The 17,475-nt window shown below is 70.3% G+C and carries 14 protein-coding genes; 8 read left to right on the top strand and 6 right to left on the bottom strand.

Going from position 1 to position 17,475, the window contains the following annotated elements:
• The first annotated feature begins 82 nt into the window (after positions 1-82).
• Complete coding sequence (locus ABD987_RS37665; RefSeq protein WP_345405863.1) at positions 83-1,672, top strand: outer membrane protein assembly factor BamB family protein; 1,590 nt, start codon at positions 83-85, stop codon at positions 1,670-1,672.
• Positions 1,673-1,685: 13 nt separating this feature from the next.
• Here ABD987_RS37665 and ABD987_RS37660 read toward each other — a convergent pair whose 3' ends face one another.
• Together ABD987_RS37660 and ABD987_RS37655 are read right to left on the bottom strand one after the other, a co-directional pair.
• Positions 1,686-2,714, bottom strand: coding sequence for a hypothetical protein (locus ABD987_RS37660; RefSeq protein WP_345405860.1), 1,029 nt, complete (start codon positions 2,712-2,714; stop codon positions 1,686-1,688).
• A 140-nt stretch (positions 2,715-2,854) separates the two neighbouring features.
• A complete protein-coding gene (locus ABD987_RS37655) occupies positions 2,855-4,075 on the bottom strand; it encodes a P1 family peptidase (RefSeq protein WP_345405857.1) in 1,221 nt (406 codons plus the stop codon).
• Positions 4,076-4,367: 292 nt separating this feature from the next.
• Between ABD987_RS37655 and ABD987_RS37650 the strand changes: the two genes are divergently transcribed.
• Both ABD987_RS37650 and fusA read left to right on the top strand, forming a co-directional pair.
• A complete protein-coding gene (locus ABD987_RS37650) occupies positions 4,368-5,471 on the top strand; it encodes a S1 family peptidase (protein WP_345405854.1) in 1,104 nt (367 codons plus the stop codon).
• Between the two features lie 425 nt (positions 5,472-5,896).
• Positions 5,897-7,969 (top strand): elongation factor G, encoded by a 2,073-nt coding sequence (gene fusA, locus ABD987_RS37645; RefSeq protein WP_345405851.1) that lies wholly within the window; start codon positions 5,897-5,899, stop codon positions 7,967-7,969.
• A gap of 79 nt (positions 7,970-8,048) precedes the next feature.
• Here fusA and ABD987_RS37640 read toward each other — a convergent pair whose 3' ends face one another.
• Positions 8,049-8,936, bottom strand: coding sequence for a phosphotransferase family protein (locus ABD987_RS37640; RefSeq protein ID WP_345405848.1), 888 nt, complete (start codon positions 8,934-8,936; stop codon positions 8,049-8,051).
• 13 nt (positions 8,937-8,949) lie between these two features.
• On the bottom strand, positions 8,950-10,275 hold the full coding sequence (locus ABD987_RS37635; protein WP_345405845.1) for an NsdA family TPR-like regulatory protein: 1,326 nt from the start codon (positions 10,273-10,275) through the stop codon (positions 8,950-8,952).
• A gap of 574 nt (positions 10,276-10,849) precedes the next feature.
• Between ABD987_RS37635 and ABD987_RS37630 the strand changes: the two genes are divergently transcribed.
• Positions 10,850-11,122, top strand: coding sequence for a hypothetical protein (locus ABD987_RS37630; protein WP_345405842.1), 273 nt, complete (start codon positions 10,850-10,852; stop codon positions 11,120-11,122).
• Between the two features lie 41 nt (positions 11,123-11,163).
• Here the strand turns inward: ABD987_RS37630 and ABD987_RS37625 are convergent, their stop codons facing one another.
• Positions 11,164-12,054 (bottom strand): LysR family transcriptional regulator, encoded by an 891-nt coding sequence (locus ABD987_RS37625; RefSeq protein ID WP_345405839.1) that lies wholly within the window; start codon positions 12,052-12,054, stop codon positions 11,164-11,166.
• A 114-nt stretch (positions 12,055-12,168) separates the two neighbouring features.
• On the opposite strand from ABD987_RS37625, the gene ABD987_RS37620 reads away from it, so the two are divergent.
• Positions 12,169-13,389: an MFS transporter gene (locus ABD987_RS37620; RefSeq protein ID WP_345405836.1), complete on the top strand. Its 1,221-nt coding sequence runs from the start codon at positions 12,169-12,171 to the stop codon at positions 13,387-13,389.
• A 13-nt stretch (positions 13,390-13,402) separates the two neighbouring features.
• Here ABD987_RS37620 and ABD987_RS37615 read toward each other — a convergent pair whose 3' ends face one another.
• Positions 13,403-14,287 (bottom strand): MurR/RpiR family transcriptional regulator, encoded by an 885-nt coding sequence (locus tag ABD987_RS37615; protein ID WP_345405833.1) that lies wholly within the window; start codon positions 14,285-14,287, stop codon positions 13,403-13,405.
• Positions 14,288-14,422: 135 nt separating this feature from the next.
• Between ABD987_RS37615 and ABD987_RS37610 the strand changes: the two genes are divergently transcribed.
• From ABD987_RS37610 to ABD987_RS37600, 3 genes are read left to right on the top strand one after another with little or no spacing between them, the layout of a single operon-like run.
• Entirely contained in the window at positions 14,423-15,814 is a 1,392-nt protein-coding gene (locus tag ABD987_RS37610; protein ID WP_345405830.1) for an MFS transporter, read from the top strand.
• Complete coding sequence (locus ABD987_RS37605; RefSeq protein ID WP_345405827.1) at positions 15,811-16,248, top strand: GAF domain-containing protein; 438 nt, start codon at positions 15,811-15,813, stop codon at positions 16,246-16,248. The genes ABD987_RS37610 and ABD987_RS37605 overlap by 4 nt, the downstream gene beginning before the upstream one ends.
• Positions 16,245-17,468, top strand: coding sequence for a metal-dependent hydrolase family protein (locus ABD987_RS37600; RefSeq protein WP_345405824.1), 1,224 nt, complete (start codon positions 16,245-16,247; stop codon positions 17,466-17,468). The genes ABD987_RS37605 and ABD987_RS37600 overlap by 4 nt, the downstream gene beginning before the upstream one ends.
• Positions 17,469-17,475: the final 7 nt, after the last annotated feature.

Here is a 17,475-nt window from a genome sequence, read left to right as displayed (position 1 = left end):
TGATCTCGTCTTGGTGGCGGATCGACGTGGTCCGGCGCCACTGCCAGGCTGGTGGGAATGTCACCGACTGGGGGTGGTTCCCGTGCGTCGTGCACGTGGCCGGCTTGTCCTGTTCTGCCTCGTGGTGCTGCTCGGCAGCACGGCGAGTGCCACCGCGAGCGAGGACGCGGGCATCGCGCGCGGCGACTGGCCGAGCTGGCAGGGTGACCCCGCCGGGTCGCGGTTCAGCCGCGCGGAACACCGGATCACGCCGGGCACCGTGGGGAGACTGAAGCTCAAATGGGCCTTCGCGTACCCGAAAACCGGGGCGTGGAGCAAGAGCCAGCCCGCGGTGGTCGGTGACACCGTGTTCTTCGGCGGGCCGGACCGGAAGTTCCACGCGGTGGACGCCAGGAGCGGGAAACCGAAGTGGCGGTTCGATCTGGGCCCGGCGGGCCCCGGCCCGCTGGACGGGGTCGCCTTCGACGGCGCGACCGGGGCGGCGGTCGCCGAGGGCAAGGTCTTCTTCGGTGACAGCAGGGGTTTCGTGTACGCGCTGGACCAGCACACCGGGAAGCTGCTCTGGTCGGTCCACACCGAAACCCATCCACGCGGCTGGCACACCAGCTCGCCGCTGTACTACCGGGGCCGGATCTACCTCGGCGCGTCCAGTGCCGAACACGGTGTCGGCCAGGACTATCCGTGCTGCACCTTCCGCGGGCACATCGACGCCCTCGACGCCGGGACCGGGGCGCTGGTTTGGCGCCACTACACGGTTCCCGAACCGCGGGCGGTAGCGACCTGGCCCAGCGGCGCGACCCGCTACGAGCCCTCCGGCGCGGGTGTGTGGGGCTCGCCGGTCATCGACGAGGCGACCGGCACGCTGTACGTCGGCACCGGGCAGAACTACTCCGGGAACGGCGGCGACTTCGACACCCTGTTCGCGCTGGACGCCGTCGACGGCACGGTACGGTGGAAGCAGCGGGTCACCGACGCGGACAGCTGGCGCGATCTGTGCAACGTCCCCGACGGCGAGGGATACTGCCCCGGCCTCAAGGACAACACCGCGCTGGACTTCGATCTGGGCGCGGCACCGAACCTGTTCCCGGTGCACGGCCGCCTGCTGGTGGGTGTCGGCCAGAAGAGCGGTGTCTACCACGCCTTCGACGCGCGGACCGGCGAGGTGCGCTGGCGGCGGCAGCTGTCGGTCCCGTCGCCGCTGGGCGGGGCCACCGGGATCCAGTGGGGCGCCAGCTACGACGGCACCCACCTGTACGCGGCCACCTACTACGCCGGGCCCGGCACCCTGAACGCACTGGACCCGGCCACCGGCAAGGTCGTGTGGACCACGCCCAACCCCGCCGACGGCTGTGCCAAGGGCGGCGCGTCGCGGTACCCCGGCCAGTGCGTGCTGGCGCACACCCCGGCGGTCACATCGAGCCCGGGGCTGGTCTACGAGGGCAGCACCGACGGCAAGATGCGGGTGTACTCCGCGCGGACCGGCGCGGTGCTGTGGGAGTACGACACCGTCCGGGACTTCGCCGGTGCCAACGGGATTCCGGGACGGGGCGGCTCGATCGCGGGCAACGGCGGCGCGGTGGTCGCGCACGGCACGCTCTACGTCCAGACCGGGTACGAGCCGATGTACCCCAGCGAGCACGGAAGCGCGCTGCTGGCCTTCGACCTGCCCTGACGAGTTGTCGGGGTCAGAGGTCGATCTGGGTCAGGCCGGGAAAGATGTGCTGCCATCGGTAGCGGCGACAGTGGAAATGCCAGTACGCGAAGCCGGTCATGTACCGGTCGAGGTGCGGGCGCTGCTCCTCGGTGGCGAGCTCCAGGACGCGACGGTAGGCGGCCAGACCGCCGGCGAGGCTCTGGCGGTAGACGGTGAGGTAGGGAACGCCCTCCTGGATCGACCGGCGGTAGAGCCGGCTGGCGGCGAAGTCCCCGCCGTGCACCGCTTCCTTGTAGAAGGACAGGACGTCGTTGACGTCGTTGAGGAACGCGACACAGGAACTGAGTGCCGCCGACCAGAAACCCCGGTGGGAGTGGGCGCTCAGGCTCGGGTCGGTGAACTGCAGGGAGGTGAACCAGAACTGCGAGAAACCGTTGAAGACGCGCACGAAGTCGCTGTCCACCCCGTCGGACGCCTCCGGGCTGAACTCCGCCTCCATGAGGACGCCGGTGATCGCGCTGTAGAAGAAGTTCTTGAAGGCGGCGAGGAACGTCGGATCGCAGAACGGGGCGACCTCCTCGAACATGTGCTGGATGTAGCGGCTGTTCGGCGAGGACGCGGACAGTCCGGGCAGCATGCCCGCCCGCAGGATGGCTCCGGCTTCGGCGCTGTCGTGGCAGCACACGTCGTCGGTGTTGGTGGTGAACACCCAGATCCGATCGACGGCGAGGGCGAGCGCGTCGTCCGCGATGGGCGCCATGAGAGCACGCATCAGCGTGATGTTCCGGGTGGTGGCCGCGGGAACGGTGACGCCGAAGGCCGCGAACTCGGCGGTGAGCGCGTCGGCGTCGGCGCGGGCCTGCGCGAGGTCGACGGCCGGGTCGAAGGAATCGGTGAGCGCGATCATCTCGTCGAGGAGACCGGACGACAGGACGTCGGCGACCATCGCCCGGTGGGCGGGATCGGCGATGGCGTCGAGGCCCCGCCGCGCGGTGTAGCGGAGGGTGTCGACGCCGGGCGGCCGGTGGTGCCTGAGTGCTGGGCCGCCTGTCGCGTGCACACCGTGTCCTTCCGTGGGCCGGAGCCCGGTCGCGCTCCGGAGGCCTCTCGATACTGGCACAGCCGATCCCGGCCCCGGCTGTACGCGCGGCGTCGCAACTCGGCCGCGCGAACCGGTTGACCGGTATGGGTGAAAGCGAGTCAGGCCGGGCCGCCGGGATAGAGCCGGTGCCGCTTGAGGATCTCGACGAGTTCGGGCAGGGGCAGCGCCTCGCGCGTGCCCAGGTTGCCGGTCATGCGCTCGGCCTTGGTGGCCGAGTTGAGCAGCGCTTCCTGGGTCGCCTCGATGACGGCGTGGAAGAACGGGTCGATCTCGTCGTTGTCGATGGCACCGGCCTGGCGTACCGGGGTGCCGGGGCGGATGTCGTTTCCGGTCGAGAAGGCGAGGTAGATGTCGCCGTCACCGTTGGACGCGGCGCCGCCGACCACACCGAGCCCGATCCCCGCGCGTTCGGCGAGCCGACGGCACTGGTCCGGCAGCATCGGGGCGTCGGTCGCGACGACGATGATGCACGATCCCTGCGAGAGGTCCGGGGCGGGACCGAGTGGCGGGGGCGGCGGCAACTCCGCGCCGACCGGCGCGCCGTTGACCCGGAGATCGCGGGGCCTGCCGAAGTTCGTCTGCGCGAAGACGCCGACGGTGTAGGCGGTGCCGTGGTGCGAGACCGTGCGCGAGGAGGTGCCGCTGCCGCCCTTGTAGCCGAAGAAGGACATGCCGGTGCCACCGCCGACGTTGCCCTCGGCGGGCAGGCCGCCGCGCGCGTCGGCCACCGCCTGCCGGACGTGCTCCTCGGTGATCCAGAACCCGTTCATCTGGTTCAGCGGGCCGTCCCAGGTCTCGGCCACCACCGGCAGCCGCCAGGTGAGCGCCTTGTTCCGCTCGGCCTCGATCCTGACGAGGGTGTCCCGGACGACGCCGACCTGGTGGGTGTTGGTGATCCCGATGTCCGAGGTCAGCCAGCCGGATTCGGCGATCCAGTGCGCGCCGGTCAGCTCGCCGTTGCCGTTGTGCGCGTGGACGCCCGCGTAGCAGTGGTTGCGCCAGACGGGTTCGTCACGCGGCACGATGATCGTCACGCCGGTCCTGGCGAGGTTCGGGGCGGGGCCGGGCCGGTCGAAGATCAGCGTCCGGTAGCCGACCTTGACCCCGGGCACGTCGGTGATCGCGTTGTACCGGCCGGGCGGCAGCTCGCCGATGACGATGCCGAGTTCGCGCAGCCGGTAGCGCCTGCCATGCCGGATTCCCTCCAGCACGCCCGGCGGTGGTTCGCCCGCGCCGATCGGGAGTGCCGTCGCGGCGGTGGCCCTGAGCATCGTCCGCCTGTCGAACGGGTGTGACGCGTCTTCCTGCGGCTGGTTCACGGGGCGCCTCCGCGGATACCGGATGACCTCGGAGCATGACACGTCCGGGCGGGCGGAGGAAGGCCGCGCGGAACTTGGTCCATTGTGGACCATGGTTTCGTGGCGTGGTGTTTTTCCTTTCCGGATGGTGTTTTTCCCGGGTCGTCACTTTTCGCGCGGGGTGAAACGCACGACGAACGTCGGTTCTCATCGCCGTGGCTCCGGAGGAACCTGGACAGCGCCTTGCCCGTTCTCGCGACCGCCGGTGAATAACGCACCGGCCGGTATCGCGCCTGGCAGGAAGGAAATCCCTGTGGAGAAACGGTTACGACAACGCGCCGTGCTGCCGGTGGTGGCGGCCTGCGCCACCGCGGCGGTGGTGGGCACCCCGGTGGCGGTGGCCGCGCCGGACGGCACGTTCGCGCCCACGGCCGCGTCGGTGGCGATCGGCCACCTGGTGGCCACGACGGGTGTGGATCCGGCGCGGGCCGCACACGTGCTCGCGGTCCAGCGCGCCGGCGCGGTGCGGATCCACGATCTCGACCGGCGCCTCGGCGCCCGCGCGGCGGGCGGCTATCTGGATCCCCGCACCGGTTCGGCCGTGGTGAACGTGCTCGACGCGCCCTCGGCCGAGCTGGTCCGCGCGGCGGGCGCCACCCCGCGCGCGGTGCGGTACGGGACCGCGGAACTGAAGTCCGTCCAGGCCGCGCTGGAACTGGTGCCGAACACCTCGGCCGGTCTCGACCCGAGGAGTGACCAGGTCGTGCTGACCGTGTCGGACGCCGCCCCGCCGGAGCAGGCCGCCGGCCTGCTCGACGCGGCGCGCGGTTTCGGTGACCGGGTGCGGGTGGAACGCGCGCGCGGTGTCTTCCGGCCGCTGGTCTACGACGGAGACGAAATCAGTGACGGGCAGTCGGTGTGCTCGGCCGGGTTCAACTCGAACAAGGGCGGGCAGAACTACATCATCGACGCCGGGCACTGCGCGCAGGGCCTGCCGTACTGGCAGGGGATCGGCCCGACCGAGGACGCCCGGTTCCCCGGGACGGACTACAGCCTGATCCGCAACGACTCCGGGGACGCCCCCGGCGCGGTGAACCTGTACGACGGGTCCACGCAGCCGATCGCGAAGGCGGGCGACGCCACGGTCGGCGAGCAGATCTGCAAGAGCGGACGCACCACCCAGGTCACCTGCGGTTCGGTGCAGGCGCTGAACGAGACCGTCGACTACGGCGACGGCCAGACCGTGCGCGGCATGGTGAAGACCGACACCCACGCCGACCACGGCGACAGCGGCGGCCCCTGGTACGACGGTTCGACCGGGCTGGGCATGACCGGTGCGGGCGACACCGTCTCCGTGACCTGGTTCCAGCCGCTGACCGCGGCCATCGCCGCCTACGGTGTCGCACTGAACCCCTGACCGGCCCGCTCTGTCCACAACGGACACTCTCCGCGTGACCGGTCCCGCACAGGTCCGTGAATGCCACATTGAGGGACTCTGAGTCCCTCGATGTGGCATTCACGGACCACCGGCCACGGCGCGGAAATTCGGTTTCCGGCCGGGCCGGGGTGCTCTACCCTCCTCGTGGATCACGCGCCGCCGGTCGGCGGCGCGCCGCGAGAGACGAAGGGAGCGGGCCGTGCGCCGTCACAGCGCTGTCGCTCCCTTGCCGCGGTACGCGGTGATCCTGGTGTCTCCCGGCGCCCGGTGCCCGCCGCGCGGCGGGCACCGGAGTACGCGGCGAACCTCCTGAACGCACCGGCCGGGTGTCCCCGGTGGTGCGCGGTGTGCGCCGCGGGAATCGCGCAGTCCTGATCCGGACCTTCGCGAGAACGGCCGAAGCCATGCGTATCGACCACCGAAATCCCGTCCACCCGACCTCCGCCGTCCGCAACCTGGGCATCCTCGCCCATGTCGACGCGGGCAAGACCACTGTCACCGAACGGATCCTCTATGCCACCGGCACGACACACAAACGCGGCGAGGTCCACGACGGCACCACCGTCACCGACTTCGACTCCCAGGAACGCGATCGCGGGATCACCATCTTCGCCGCGGCGGTGAGCTGCGCGTGGGACGGTCACCGCGTCAACCTCATCGACACCCCCGGGCACGTCGACTTCGCCGACGAGGTGGAGCGGTCGCTGCGGGTCCTCGACGGCGCGGTCGCGGTGTTCGACGCCGTGGCGGGCGTCGAGCCGCAGAGCGAGTCGGTGTGGCGGCAGGCCGATCGGCACGGCGTGCCCCGGATCGCGTTCGTCAACAAGCTCGACCGGGCCGGTGCCGACCTGGACACCGCCGTCGAGTCGATCCGGCGGCGGCTGCACCCGGTACCGCTCGTGGTCCAGCTGCCGATCGGGCGGGAGGACGGGTTCACCGGGGTGGTCGACCTGCTGCGCCAGCGCGCCCTGACCTGGACCGGCGACGGCGGGACGGCCGAGGTGGGCCCGGTGCCGGAGGCGCTGCGGGACGAGGCGCACCGGCGTCGACGACTGCTGGAGGAGACGGTCGCCGAACTGCATCCGGTGGCGCTGGAGGAGTTCTGCGCGGACGGCGAGGTGTCCGCGCGGACACTGGCCTCGGCACTGCGGGAGCTGACGCGGACCGGCGACGGCCTCGTCGTGCTGTGTGGTTCGGCCTACCGCAACCGGGGGATCGAGCCGCTGCTCGACGCGGTCGTGGCCTATCTGCCCTCGCCGCTGGACGTGCCGCCGGTGCGCGGCACCTTCGACGGCACGGAGTGCGAGCGGCGGGCGGATCCGGCGGCGCCGTTCGCCGCGCTGGTGTTCAAGGTGGTCGCGGCCGCCACCGGCAGGCTGACGTACCTGCGGGTGTATTCGGGAACGCTGCGGAAGGGGACGGAGGTACGGGACGCCGGCGCGGGGCGCGCCGAACGCGTCGCGCGGATCCTGCGGGTCCACGCCGACCGTCAGTCCGAAGTGGACACGGCGGTCGCGGGGGACATCGTCGCGGTGGCCGGGCCGAAGGCGGCTCGCGCCGGCGCGACGCTGTGCGCTCGCGAGGCGCCGCTGCTGCTCGAACCGCCGGTGGTGGCCGATCCGGTGGTGTCGGTGGCCGTCGAGGCCCGCCGGAGTGCCGAGGCCACCCGGCTGGCCGCGGCGCTGGCGAACCTCGTCGAGGAGGATCCGTCGCTGTCGGTCCGGACCGACCCCGAGACCGGGCAGACACTGCTGTCCGGGATGGGGGAGCTGCACCTGGAGGTGGCGGTGGAGAAGATCCGCCGGGCACGCGGGCTGGAGATCGCGGTCGGACGGCCCGAGGTGTCCTACCGGGAGACCGTAGTCGGCGGGGTGCCGGGTTTCGTTTACCGCCACGTGAAGCAGGACGGCGGCGCGGGCCAGTTCGCCCACGTCGTGCTCGACGTCGAGCCGGGGGACGTCGAGGAGAACGGCGGTTTCGTGTTCTCCTCGGCCGTCATCGGCGGCCGGGTGCCGCGAGAGTACGTCCGCGCGGTCGAGGCCGGGTGCCGCGACGCGCTGGCCGAGGGGCCGCTCGGCGGGCATCCGGTCACCGGGCTGCGGGTCACCCTCACCGACGGCGCCACGCATCCGAAGGACTCCTCGGAGCCGGCGTTCCGGACGGCGGGCAGGCTCGGGCTCCGGGAGGCACTGCGCGCCGCCGTGCTGCGATTGCTGGAACCGGTGACAGAGGTCGTCGTGACGGTGCCGGAGGACGCCGTGGGCGCGGTGCTCGGCGACCTCGCGGCCCGGCGCGGCCGGGTCGTGGCCTCGGCCGTGCGGTCCGGGACCGCGACGGTCACCGCGGTCGTGCCACTGGCCGAGCTGTTCGGCTACGCGGACCGGCTGCGCGGCCGGACGCGGGGCCGGGGGACCTTCACCACCCGGCCCGCCGGCTACGCCCCGGCCGCGACGAGAGCCGGGACCACGGCCCGGTAACCCGTCCCGGCAAGTCCGTGAATGCCACATCGAGGGACTCAGAGTCTCTCGATGTGGCATTCACGGACCGTGCCTCGGCCTAGATCGCGTCCCAGGACCAAGGTCGAGGTAGGTCGCCGCGTATACAAGCTATGCGGTGGCGCACTTGGCGGGCGGCGTCGGGACGGACATCGGCCTTGCTTAGTGCGAAGCAGACCCACCGAAGTTCTTGTATGTCAGCGAACGTCCGGTATCCAGGCGCGGTGGTCACGTCGTAGCCGCCGTACGCGGTGACGAACGAGTGATAGTCCTCGGCATCGATCCTGGCGAAGTCGGTATGGTCCACCGCGATTTGGATCAAGTCCCATTCACGGCGGCCGATGGACACCATCTCCAGGTCAAGCAGGATCGGAGGGCCTGAGTTGGGCACTGCGACGTTGCCTTGCCACGCGTCCCCGTGGATCACCTGATCCGGCTTCTCGGGAGCAAGTTGCCGATACTGCGAACGTAGTTGCGTCAGGTGGTGTTGGAGCCATGTGCGGTCGTCGTGACCAAGGCCTGGCGCCTCGGTGATGCGTTGATCAAGGTTGGCGGTTGGGTCATGCGTGGGAAGGTTTGGCTTCTCCGGCTCGGGTAGAGCGTGGAAGGCACGCAGGACCGAGCCAAGTTCGACTGGTGTCGCCGGCCGGTGCGCGGGCAGCAACGCCCACCAGGTGACAGGCCGACCTGCTACGACGACGGGCTGTGGCACGTCGGCCAACACCTGCACGACCGGTAGTCCCACGCCGGTGAGCCATTCGGATACGAGCACCTCGCGGTGGGCGGTGTCCTCCGAGTTGGGCTGGCCGATCCGGGCCACCACGCCGCCGGGGAGTCGGTACATCACGTTGGAGCCGTCGCGGATCAACCTGGCCCCCGCAATCTCAAGGCCGGCAATCCGAGCGGCGGCGGCGAGCACGCCCTCTGCGGTCGTCAGGTTCGCTGTCACACCGGCGATGCTCTCAGGTGCCGGACAGCGCTAGCGAGGTAATGTCATGCCGCAACTCGGCAACGTCCTCGATGCGTGCGTGGGGTTCGGACACTTCCGCCAGCCCGGTCAGTTCTTGCACGATCCGTTGAGATCGCAAGGGGACGGCATCGACCACGGCTTGTCGTCCGACAGAGACAGCTTCGCGTGGGTCGCCCACTGCCATCATCAGCGCCGCGAGCCGGGTGCGAGAAAACGTGCGCGATCTTGGATAATTCGAGTCCTGCAACCGAATTGCCGTCTCTAATCGAGGTGCGGCCAATTCGAGTTGGCTCCGCTCGCGCGCAACCGGAATAAGAGCCTTGCCGGTGCTTCCCTGATGCTCGGCCTCGTCGTAGTAGCACAACCACGGCGGATCGGACGAAGGGTCGCGCTCCGCAAAGTAGGTGTCCGCCCGGTCCACGTCGGCAACCGCGTCGTCAAGTCTGCCAGTCAGGGCCAGTAGTCGCGCTCGGATCGTCCACAGCATGGCGCGCGCGGTCGCCGATACGCGGTCCGGGCGGACTTGCGCGAACTCGATCAACGAGAGCGCATGGTCAAGATCCTCGAGGTAGGAAGCCTTACGTGACATTTCCGCAAGAGTGTTCGCGCGCAGTGCCCAAGAGTTTCCTCGGTCGGCGCACCATAGTGCAAATTGGAAACAGTCGTCAGCTGCCCCATAGTTGGCGATATCGAAAGCCGAGTAGGCGACGACGCCGCTAAGATTTCCTACTGCCTCAAACATTGCGTTGCGCACGGCGTTGGTGGCCTGCACTTCAGTCAATCGACCAGCCCACCGCAACTGTGCGAGAGCGGCCTCGCAGGACAGGCCGCCGCCGAAGAGATTTTCCGACATCGCCACTGCGCGGGTTGTCGCGCGGACGTGCTCGACGTCCGTCCAGCCGATCTGCCGAGGGACCGGCGTCTCTACCGAGGTTCGTGCGAGAAATTCCGCCGGACTGACTCCAAGATCAACCTGTCCGTACAAGTCTGGCGTTGCGGCTGGAAACTCGACCAGGGTAGGCGCGACGCCGGCGTTGTTGCTGCCTCGCCGGGTTGGCCGGAACCCCAGATCGGCGTCCGTCACGACTCCAAGCACCGCCCGGAGCCCTTCGCGATACGCCTCGCCAGGCCAGCCGACCTTGCCGCTTTCGTATCGCTTGATGGCGTCGGCGTCCAGGCTGTAGCGCTTTTCCCTGGTCTCCCAGAGGTACACGTTCACGGCGTCAGCAAGCTCAGAACGGGTCATAAACTCGCCAGATTTGGCACGCGACGGCGTCGCTTCGCGCATAGCGCGCAACTTCGCGTTCGGCGTGGCCACTGCGGTCCCCTCACTGACGTATGTGCCCAGTGTACCTCGGTGACCAGCGAGAACGGCGGCCAGATTGCCCTAGGTGCCTCGGTCGATGCCCCCCAGAACGCCCTCTTGAGAATGCGGCAATTGATCGAAGCTCTATCCATGACGACGACAACCCGGCGTATGGCTGCCGCACCGCCGACGCGGCGGGCTCATCTGACGTGGGTGACGGCTGCGTATGGGTCGTGTGATCACGCGGTGGCTGAGGAGGCGTTCGCGTCCGGCGTGGCGGCGGGTGGGGTGTTCGAGGGGTTGTGTGGGGTTCGGTTTCTGTCGGCGTCGTTGGTGGCGGAGCCGGGGGCGGCGTGCGCGAGCTGCCGACGCGTCGTGGTGGCGCGGGGGTCGCCGCGGTCGATGGAGCAGCGCATGTGCGGGCGGCGTCGGCATCGGCGGTGTGGCTGGGTCGCTCGGTGGTGGGCGGCGCTGTTGGGTTCTGGGACGGGCCCGCGCGGGCCTCCCACGAGCGCGGCGAGCAAGGTCCCGCGAGCGGGCACGGGAAATAACGGAGAAAGAAAAATGTCGGGAATCGTGAACGGCCATGGCGAAACGAGCGCAGCGGAAACAGGTATCCGGAAATTGGGTCGTGGTGGGTCGCGACGAGTACCGGTTTCAGGAGGGAGCGCGCACGTGGACGCTGTCGCGAGCCAAGAAGGGCAAGTATCCGTGGGAGTTACACGGCCGGGAGAAGGTGGACGGCACCGCATGCCAGAGTGGCCGGACATGGTGTCATCAGGTCGGGACCCCCGAAGTGGAGCGGGCGCAACGCCAGGCGCAGTTGTGGATCGACCTCACCGTCAATTACCCGTGGTAGCGAAAGAGGTGAAATGTGGCCTGAGGGGACCACGGCCCGGGTCAGGGCGAGGTCCGTGACCACGCGACGAGGGCTTCTTCCAGGGTGCGCAGGGCCCGGCCCGGTGATTGCGCGGACGGGGTGACGAAGCTGAGCGGCCAGTCGAGGCCGGGGGTGAGCGGGCGGAGCACGACGTCGTCGCCGGGCGGGGTTTCGGTTTCGGGCACGATCGCGACACCGAGCCCGGCCCGGACGTAGTCGGGAATGACCCGCAGATCGGCGACCTCGACCGCGACCCGGCGCGGGGAGCCGAGGTCGTCGTAGGCGCGGTCGGTGAGCACGCGGTTGCCGAATCCCCTTGGCGTGTCGATGAAACGTTCGCCGCTCAGGTCCGCGAGCCGCACCGCGCGGCGGGCCGCGGCCGGATGCCGCGCGGGCAGGATCGCGACGAACGGACGGCTGCCCATCGGCAGCGTGTGGAGCCCGGCGAGATCGGCGGCGGGCAGCCCGACCAGCGCCGCGTCGAGCCTGCCCTGACGGACGTCCGCGGCGAGACCGGTCGAACCCGCGACCGAGACGGTGACGTGGATGTCGACCAGCGGATGCCTGCGGTGGAACGCGCCGAGCACGGCGGGCAGGTCCAGGCGGCCCACCGAGCTGAGCGTGCCGAGCCGCAGGCTGCCGCGCAGCCCGGTCGAGGTCTGCTGCACCACGGCGCGGGCGCGCTCGAAGGCTTCCAGCGCGGCTTTCGCCTCGGGAAGGAAGAGCGCACCATCGGAGGAGAGCGCGACCCGGCGGGTGGAGCGGTCGAAGAGCTTGGTGCCGAGTTCGGTTTCCAGCGCGGTGATCGCGGCCGAGACGGTGGACTGCACGGTGAACAGCCGCCGCGCCGCGCGAGTGAAGCTGAGCTCCTCGGCGACCGCGACGAAGTAAGCGAGCTGCCGGTTGTCCATGGTCACCATGTTATCGGTACCGGCGATAACTGAGACGAAGATTGTTCGTTGGACTTGGTGAATTGAGGGGCGCAGGGTAGAGGACGAAGAGTTCGTCCGCCGGAAGGTTCCGCCATGTTCGACATCGCCACCCGATCCCGTCCCGTTCGCGTGGGGCGGGTGAGCCACGGCGCGGGGTTCGTGGTCGTCGCCGTCGCGTTTCTCACCGCGATGGCGTTTTCGACGCTGCCAACCCCGCTGTACGCGCTGTACCAGCGGCAGGACGGTTTCCCGACGTTCGTCGTCACCGTCGTCTTCGCCGCGTACGCGGTCGGCGTGATGGCGAGCCTCTACCTCGCCGGGCACGTCAGCGACTGGCTCGGGCGACGCCGGGTGATCCTCGCCGGGCTGCTGGCCGAGGCGCTGGCCGCGGCCCTGTTCCTGGTGTCGGGACAGGTGCCGGTGCTGATCGTCGCCCGGCTGATCAGTGGTGCCGGGGTCGGCATCATCACCGCGACGGCCACCGCGCACCTGTCCGAGCTGCGGGTGGTCGCGCGCCCGGAGGCCGATCCCGGCCGTTCCGGGCTGGCCGCCACCGTGGTCAACGCCGGTGGCCTGGCGCTCGGCCCGCTGGCAGGCGGCCTGTTCGCGCAGTTCGTCGCCCGCCCGCTGACGACGCCGTTCGTGGTCTTCCTGATCCTGCTGCTGCTCGAAGCCGTCGTGGTGAGCCTCGTCCCGGAGACGGTCGAGCGCCGGGAGGAGCGCCCGGCCTACCGCCCGCAGCGCGTGACCCTGCCGGTGGCCGCGCGGCCGAAGTTCACCGGTGCCGCGATCGGCGTGTTCGCCACGTTCGCGCTTTCCGGGCTGTTCATGGCGCTTTCGCCGACGCTGCTGGCGACCGGTCTGCATCAGGGCTCCCGGCTGCTCGCCGGGGTGACGCCGTTCGCGATGCTCGGGTCGGCCGCGCTCGCGCAGGTGCTGCTCGCCCGGCTCGGCACCCGTGTCCAGCTGGCTCTCGGGTTCGGGCTGATGATGGCGGGCCTGGTCGTGCTCCCGGTCGCGGTCTTCGCGGGTTCGCTGTCCGCGTTCCTGGTGGGTGGCGTTCTCGGCGGGACCGGGTTCGGCCTGGGTTTCCGGGCGTCGGTGAGCACCGTGGCGGCGCTGGCCGACCCGCTTTCGCGAGGGGAGACGCTCGCGGCGTTGTTCCTCGTCGCCTACGCCGGGCTGGTGCTGCCGATCCTGCTGATCGGCGTCGCGCTGGTCTGGTTCTCCAGCGCCACGGCGCTGCTCGGGTTCTCCGTGCTGGAACTGCTGCTGCTCGGCTGGGCGGCCCGCCGCACGCTCGGCGCCTCCTGACCCGAAGCGGCGTTCACGCCCCTTTTCCACCGGGGCGGCGGTGCAGCAGGTCGAACCGGGACCACATCGCCTCCGCGGCCTCGATGGACCCGCTCGTGCGGACCGGGTCCACCGCGGCCAGCTGGGCGACGATGGCCTGGACGAGCGCCATTCCCGCGGTCAGGGACGGGAAGAACGTCACGCCCTCGGCGGGCACCATGAGCACCCGGTCCGCCGCGCTCGCGAGGGCGGGACTGGCGGCGTCGGTGACGGCGAAGACCCGCGCGCCCCGGTGCTTGGCCTCGTTGGCGGCGCGGACCGTGCTTTCGTACAGGCGCCAGAAACTGATCGCGACCAGTGCGTCGCCGGCGGTGAGTTTCGCGATGACGTTGGCGAGTTCCGCGTCGCCCGCGGTGACCGCGTGGACGTCGTACCCGGCGAGCCGCGCGTTGTGCGCGAAGGCGATTCCGACGGCGGCGTAGCTGCCGTCGGCCAGTACCACGGTGCGGCGCGCCGCGGCGATCGCCTGGGCGACCTCGCGCAGCACCTCCTCGTCGAACCGCCGGTTGAGCAGGGCGAGGCTGTCGAGGTCGCGGCGCAGCGACGCCGAGCCGGGCGAGTCGACGCCGCGGTGTTCCTCGGCGACCTGCGGCGCGCTCAGCGACGACAGGTAGCGCGCCCGCAGTTCCTGTTGCAGGGCGGGCCAGCCGGCGAAGCCCAGCGCCTGCGCCGTGCGGGTCACGGTCGCGACGTTGACACCGGCGAGCTGCGCCAGTTCGGCCGTCGAGCCGAACGAGGCCCGCCTCGGCTGGGAAACCAGCACTTCGAGCACCGCGGCCGACTTCGGCCGGAGCCCCCGTCCGGGCAGCCGGTCCCGCAGCCACGCCTCGAAACCGTCGTCGGTCCCCGTTTCCGCCACCTCAGCGCCTCCCTCGACCGGGCACACCGTAACGCACGGTACCGACAGGACCACTTGCAAAGACCGTTGCAGTTCTGTGGATGTGCAGTATACGTTGTCCACACTCTCGATGGCCGGACACGGAAGGCGTTCCCCATGACGCTGCTGGCACGACTGGATCGGCTCCCGCTCAGCCGTCCGCACTACAAACTCCTGCTCATCGGCGGGCTCGGCTACACCTTCGACGGGATGGACTCCGCGATAGTCGCGTTCCTGCTGCCCAGCGCGAAGGCGGTCTGGCATCTCGACAACGGGCAGCTGGGGCTGATCGGATCGGCGACCCCGTTCGGCTTCCTGTTCGGCGCGATCGCCGCCGGGTTGCTCGGCGACCGCATCGGCCGCAAGAAGGTCATGATGTACGCGCTGGCCTTCTACGCGGTGTTCTCGGTCGTCGCGGCGTTTTCCCCGAACTACGAGGTGTTCCTCGGTGCCAGGGTGCTGGCCGGTGCGGGCGCGGGGGCCGAAAGCGCGATCATCGCGCCCTTCCTGTCCGAGTTCGTCCCCGCCAGGCGGCGCGGCTGGTTCGTGGGCGCGCTCGCCGGGTTCTTCTCCTTCGGCTTCGTGGCGGCCGCGCTGATCGGCCGCTTCGTCGTGCCGTCGATGCCGGAGGGCTGGCGGGTCGCGCAGCTGATCACCGCGCTGCCGATCGTCATGCTGCTGTGGTGGCGCCGTTCCCTGCCCGAATCGCCGCGTTTCCTGCTCGCACAGGGACGGGACGCCGAGGCGGAACGCGTCGTGTCCACATTGGAGCGCGACGTCGAGAAGGCCACCGGGACCGCGTTGCCCCCGGTCCCCGCCGCCGACGCCCAGCCCGCGACGCAGACGCCGAAGGTCAACCTCTTCAGCGCGCTGAAGTTCCTGTGGAGCCCCGCGATGGCGCGCCGCACGGCGGTGATCTGGATCGTCTGGTTCGTGATCACGTTCTCCTACTACGGCTTCTTCTCGTGGATCCCGACACTGCTGGTCGACCGCGGGATCACGGTGACCAAGAGCTTCGAGTTCTCGATCATCATCTACCTCGCCCAGGTGCCCGGGTACTTCTCCGCCGCCTGGCTGTCCGAACGGCTCGACCGCAAGCACACCATCGCGCTGTACCTGACGGGCTCGGCGGTAAGCGCTTTCTGGCTGAGTCAGATGAACGCGCCGTTGGCCATCACGCTGGCCGGGGCGGTGCTGTCCTTCTTCCTCAACGGCACCTACGCCGGCGTGTACTCCTACACCCCCGAGGTGTTCCCGACCTGGATCCGCGCCAGCGGTACCGGTCTGTCCAGCGCGTTCGGCCGGGTCGGCAGCATCCTGGCGCCGACGATCATCGGCCTGTCCGCGGCGAGCCTCGGGTTCGCCGGTGTCTTCGGCCTCACCACGGCCGTGCTGGTGGCCGGGGTGGTGTGCGTGGTCGTGTTCGGCCTGTCCACCGCCGGCCGCTCGCTCGAAGAACTGACCGAACACGGTGCCCCGGTGGCCACCGCGAAGGAGATGACCAAGTGACACTGTCCACTGTGGAGGAACAGGTGCGCGCCACGATCGGCGCGCGGCTGTTCACCGTGCTCGCCTGGGTGCCCGAACGCCGCGCGCTGCGGCGGGTGTACAGCAGCCATCCCGAGCAGTACCCGGTCGGCGGCGAGAAGACCGTCGAGGTCGCCGCGGGCTGGCTCGCCCGCTGTATCACCGGGCAGCGGCCCTACCTCGGGCCGGACTCCGCGGCGGTGCGGGAGATCTTCGCCGACCACGAACTGATCGCCGAGCTGGGCTGCGGCGCGGTGATCAACGTGCCGGTGGTTGAGGACGGGCGGACGCTCGGCGTGCTCAACATCCTCGACGCGGAAGGCAGTTACGACCAGGATTCCGTGCGGACGGCCCAGTCCCTTGCCGCGTCGGCGATCCCGGCGCTGCGGGAACTCGAAGAAAAGGAGGACAAGTGAACGGATCGTTGCTGCTGCGCAACGCCCGGCTGCTCGACCCGCTGACGGGGGAGTACACCGAGGGGGACCTGCGGTGTGCCGACGGCCGCGTTGCCGAGGTGGGGCCCGGCCTCGCCGCGGCCGACGTGCGGACCGAGGACCTGCGGGGCGCGTTCGTGCTGCCGGGGCTGATCGACGCGCACGTGCACGTCACCGCCTCGACCGCGGACCTGGGCTCGCTGCCCTCGTCCTCACCGTCCTATGTGGCCGCGCACAGCGCCCGCACGATGAGCCGGATGCTCGATCGCGGTTTCACCACCGTCCGCGACGCCTCCGGCGCCGACTACGGTCTCGCGGAGGCGCAGGCGGAAGGTCTGTTCCGTGGCCCGCGCCTGCTGTTCTGCGGCCGAGCGCTGAGCCAGACCGGCGGACACGGCGACAGCCGTACCCGTGGCGCCACCGTCCAGGACGATCACCCGTGCTGCGCGGGACTCGGCCGGGTCGCCGACGGGGTGGACGCCGTCCGCGCCGCGGCACGCGACGAGCTGCGCAAGGGCGCCCACCACATCAAGATCATGGCCTCCGGCGGTGTGGCCTCGCCGACCGACCGCATCGACTCGATCCAGTACTCCGCCGACGAGGTGCGCGCCATCGTCGAGGAGGCCGAGGCGGCCAATCGCTACGTCGCCGCACACGCGTACACCGCCCGCGCCGTCAACCGCGCGCTCGAACTCGGTGTCCGCTCGATCGAACACGGCAACCTCCTCGACGACCGCAGTGTCGAGCTGTTCGCCGAACACGACGCGTTCCTGGTGCCGACGCTCGTCACCTACTGGGCGCTCAAGGAGGAGGGCCGCGAGCACGGCCTGCCGGAGGGCAGCTGGCGCAAGGTCGACGACGTCCTCGGCGCGGGCATGGCGGCGCTGGAACGGGCCGTGCGCGGCGGGGTGAAACTGGTCTACGGCACCGATCTGCTCGGTGGCATGCACCGGCACCAGAACCACGAGTTCCGGCTGCGCGGGGAAGTACAGTCCCCGCTGGAGGTCATCCGGTCCGCGACCTCGACGGCGGCGGAGCTGCTGAACCTGACCGGCAAGATCGGCACGCTGGCCCCGGGAGCGCACGCCGACCTGCTGGTGCTCGACGACGATCCCTTGGCCGACCTCGGCGTGCTGGCCGAACCGCAGCGCTTCCGGCACGTCGTGCAGGGCGGCGTCGTGGTCGCCGGCACCGCGGCCTGACACGAAA

The organism is Amycolatopsis samaneae (genome assembly GCF_039541975.1).
Lineage (GTDB): Bacteria > Actinomycetota > Actinomycetes > Mycobacteriales > Pseudonocardiaceae > Amycolatopsis > Amycolatopsis samaneae.
This window is presented reverse-complemented; position numbering and strand designations above follow the sequence as displayed.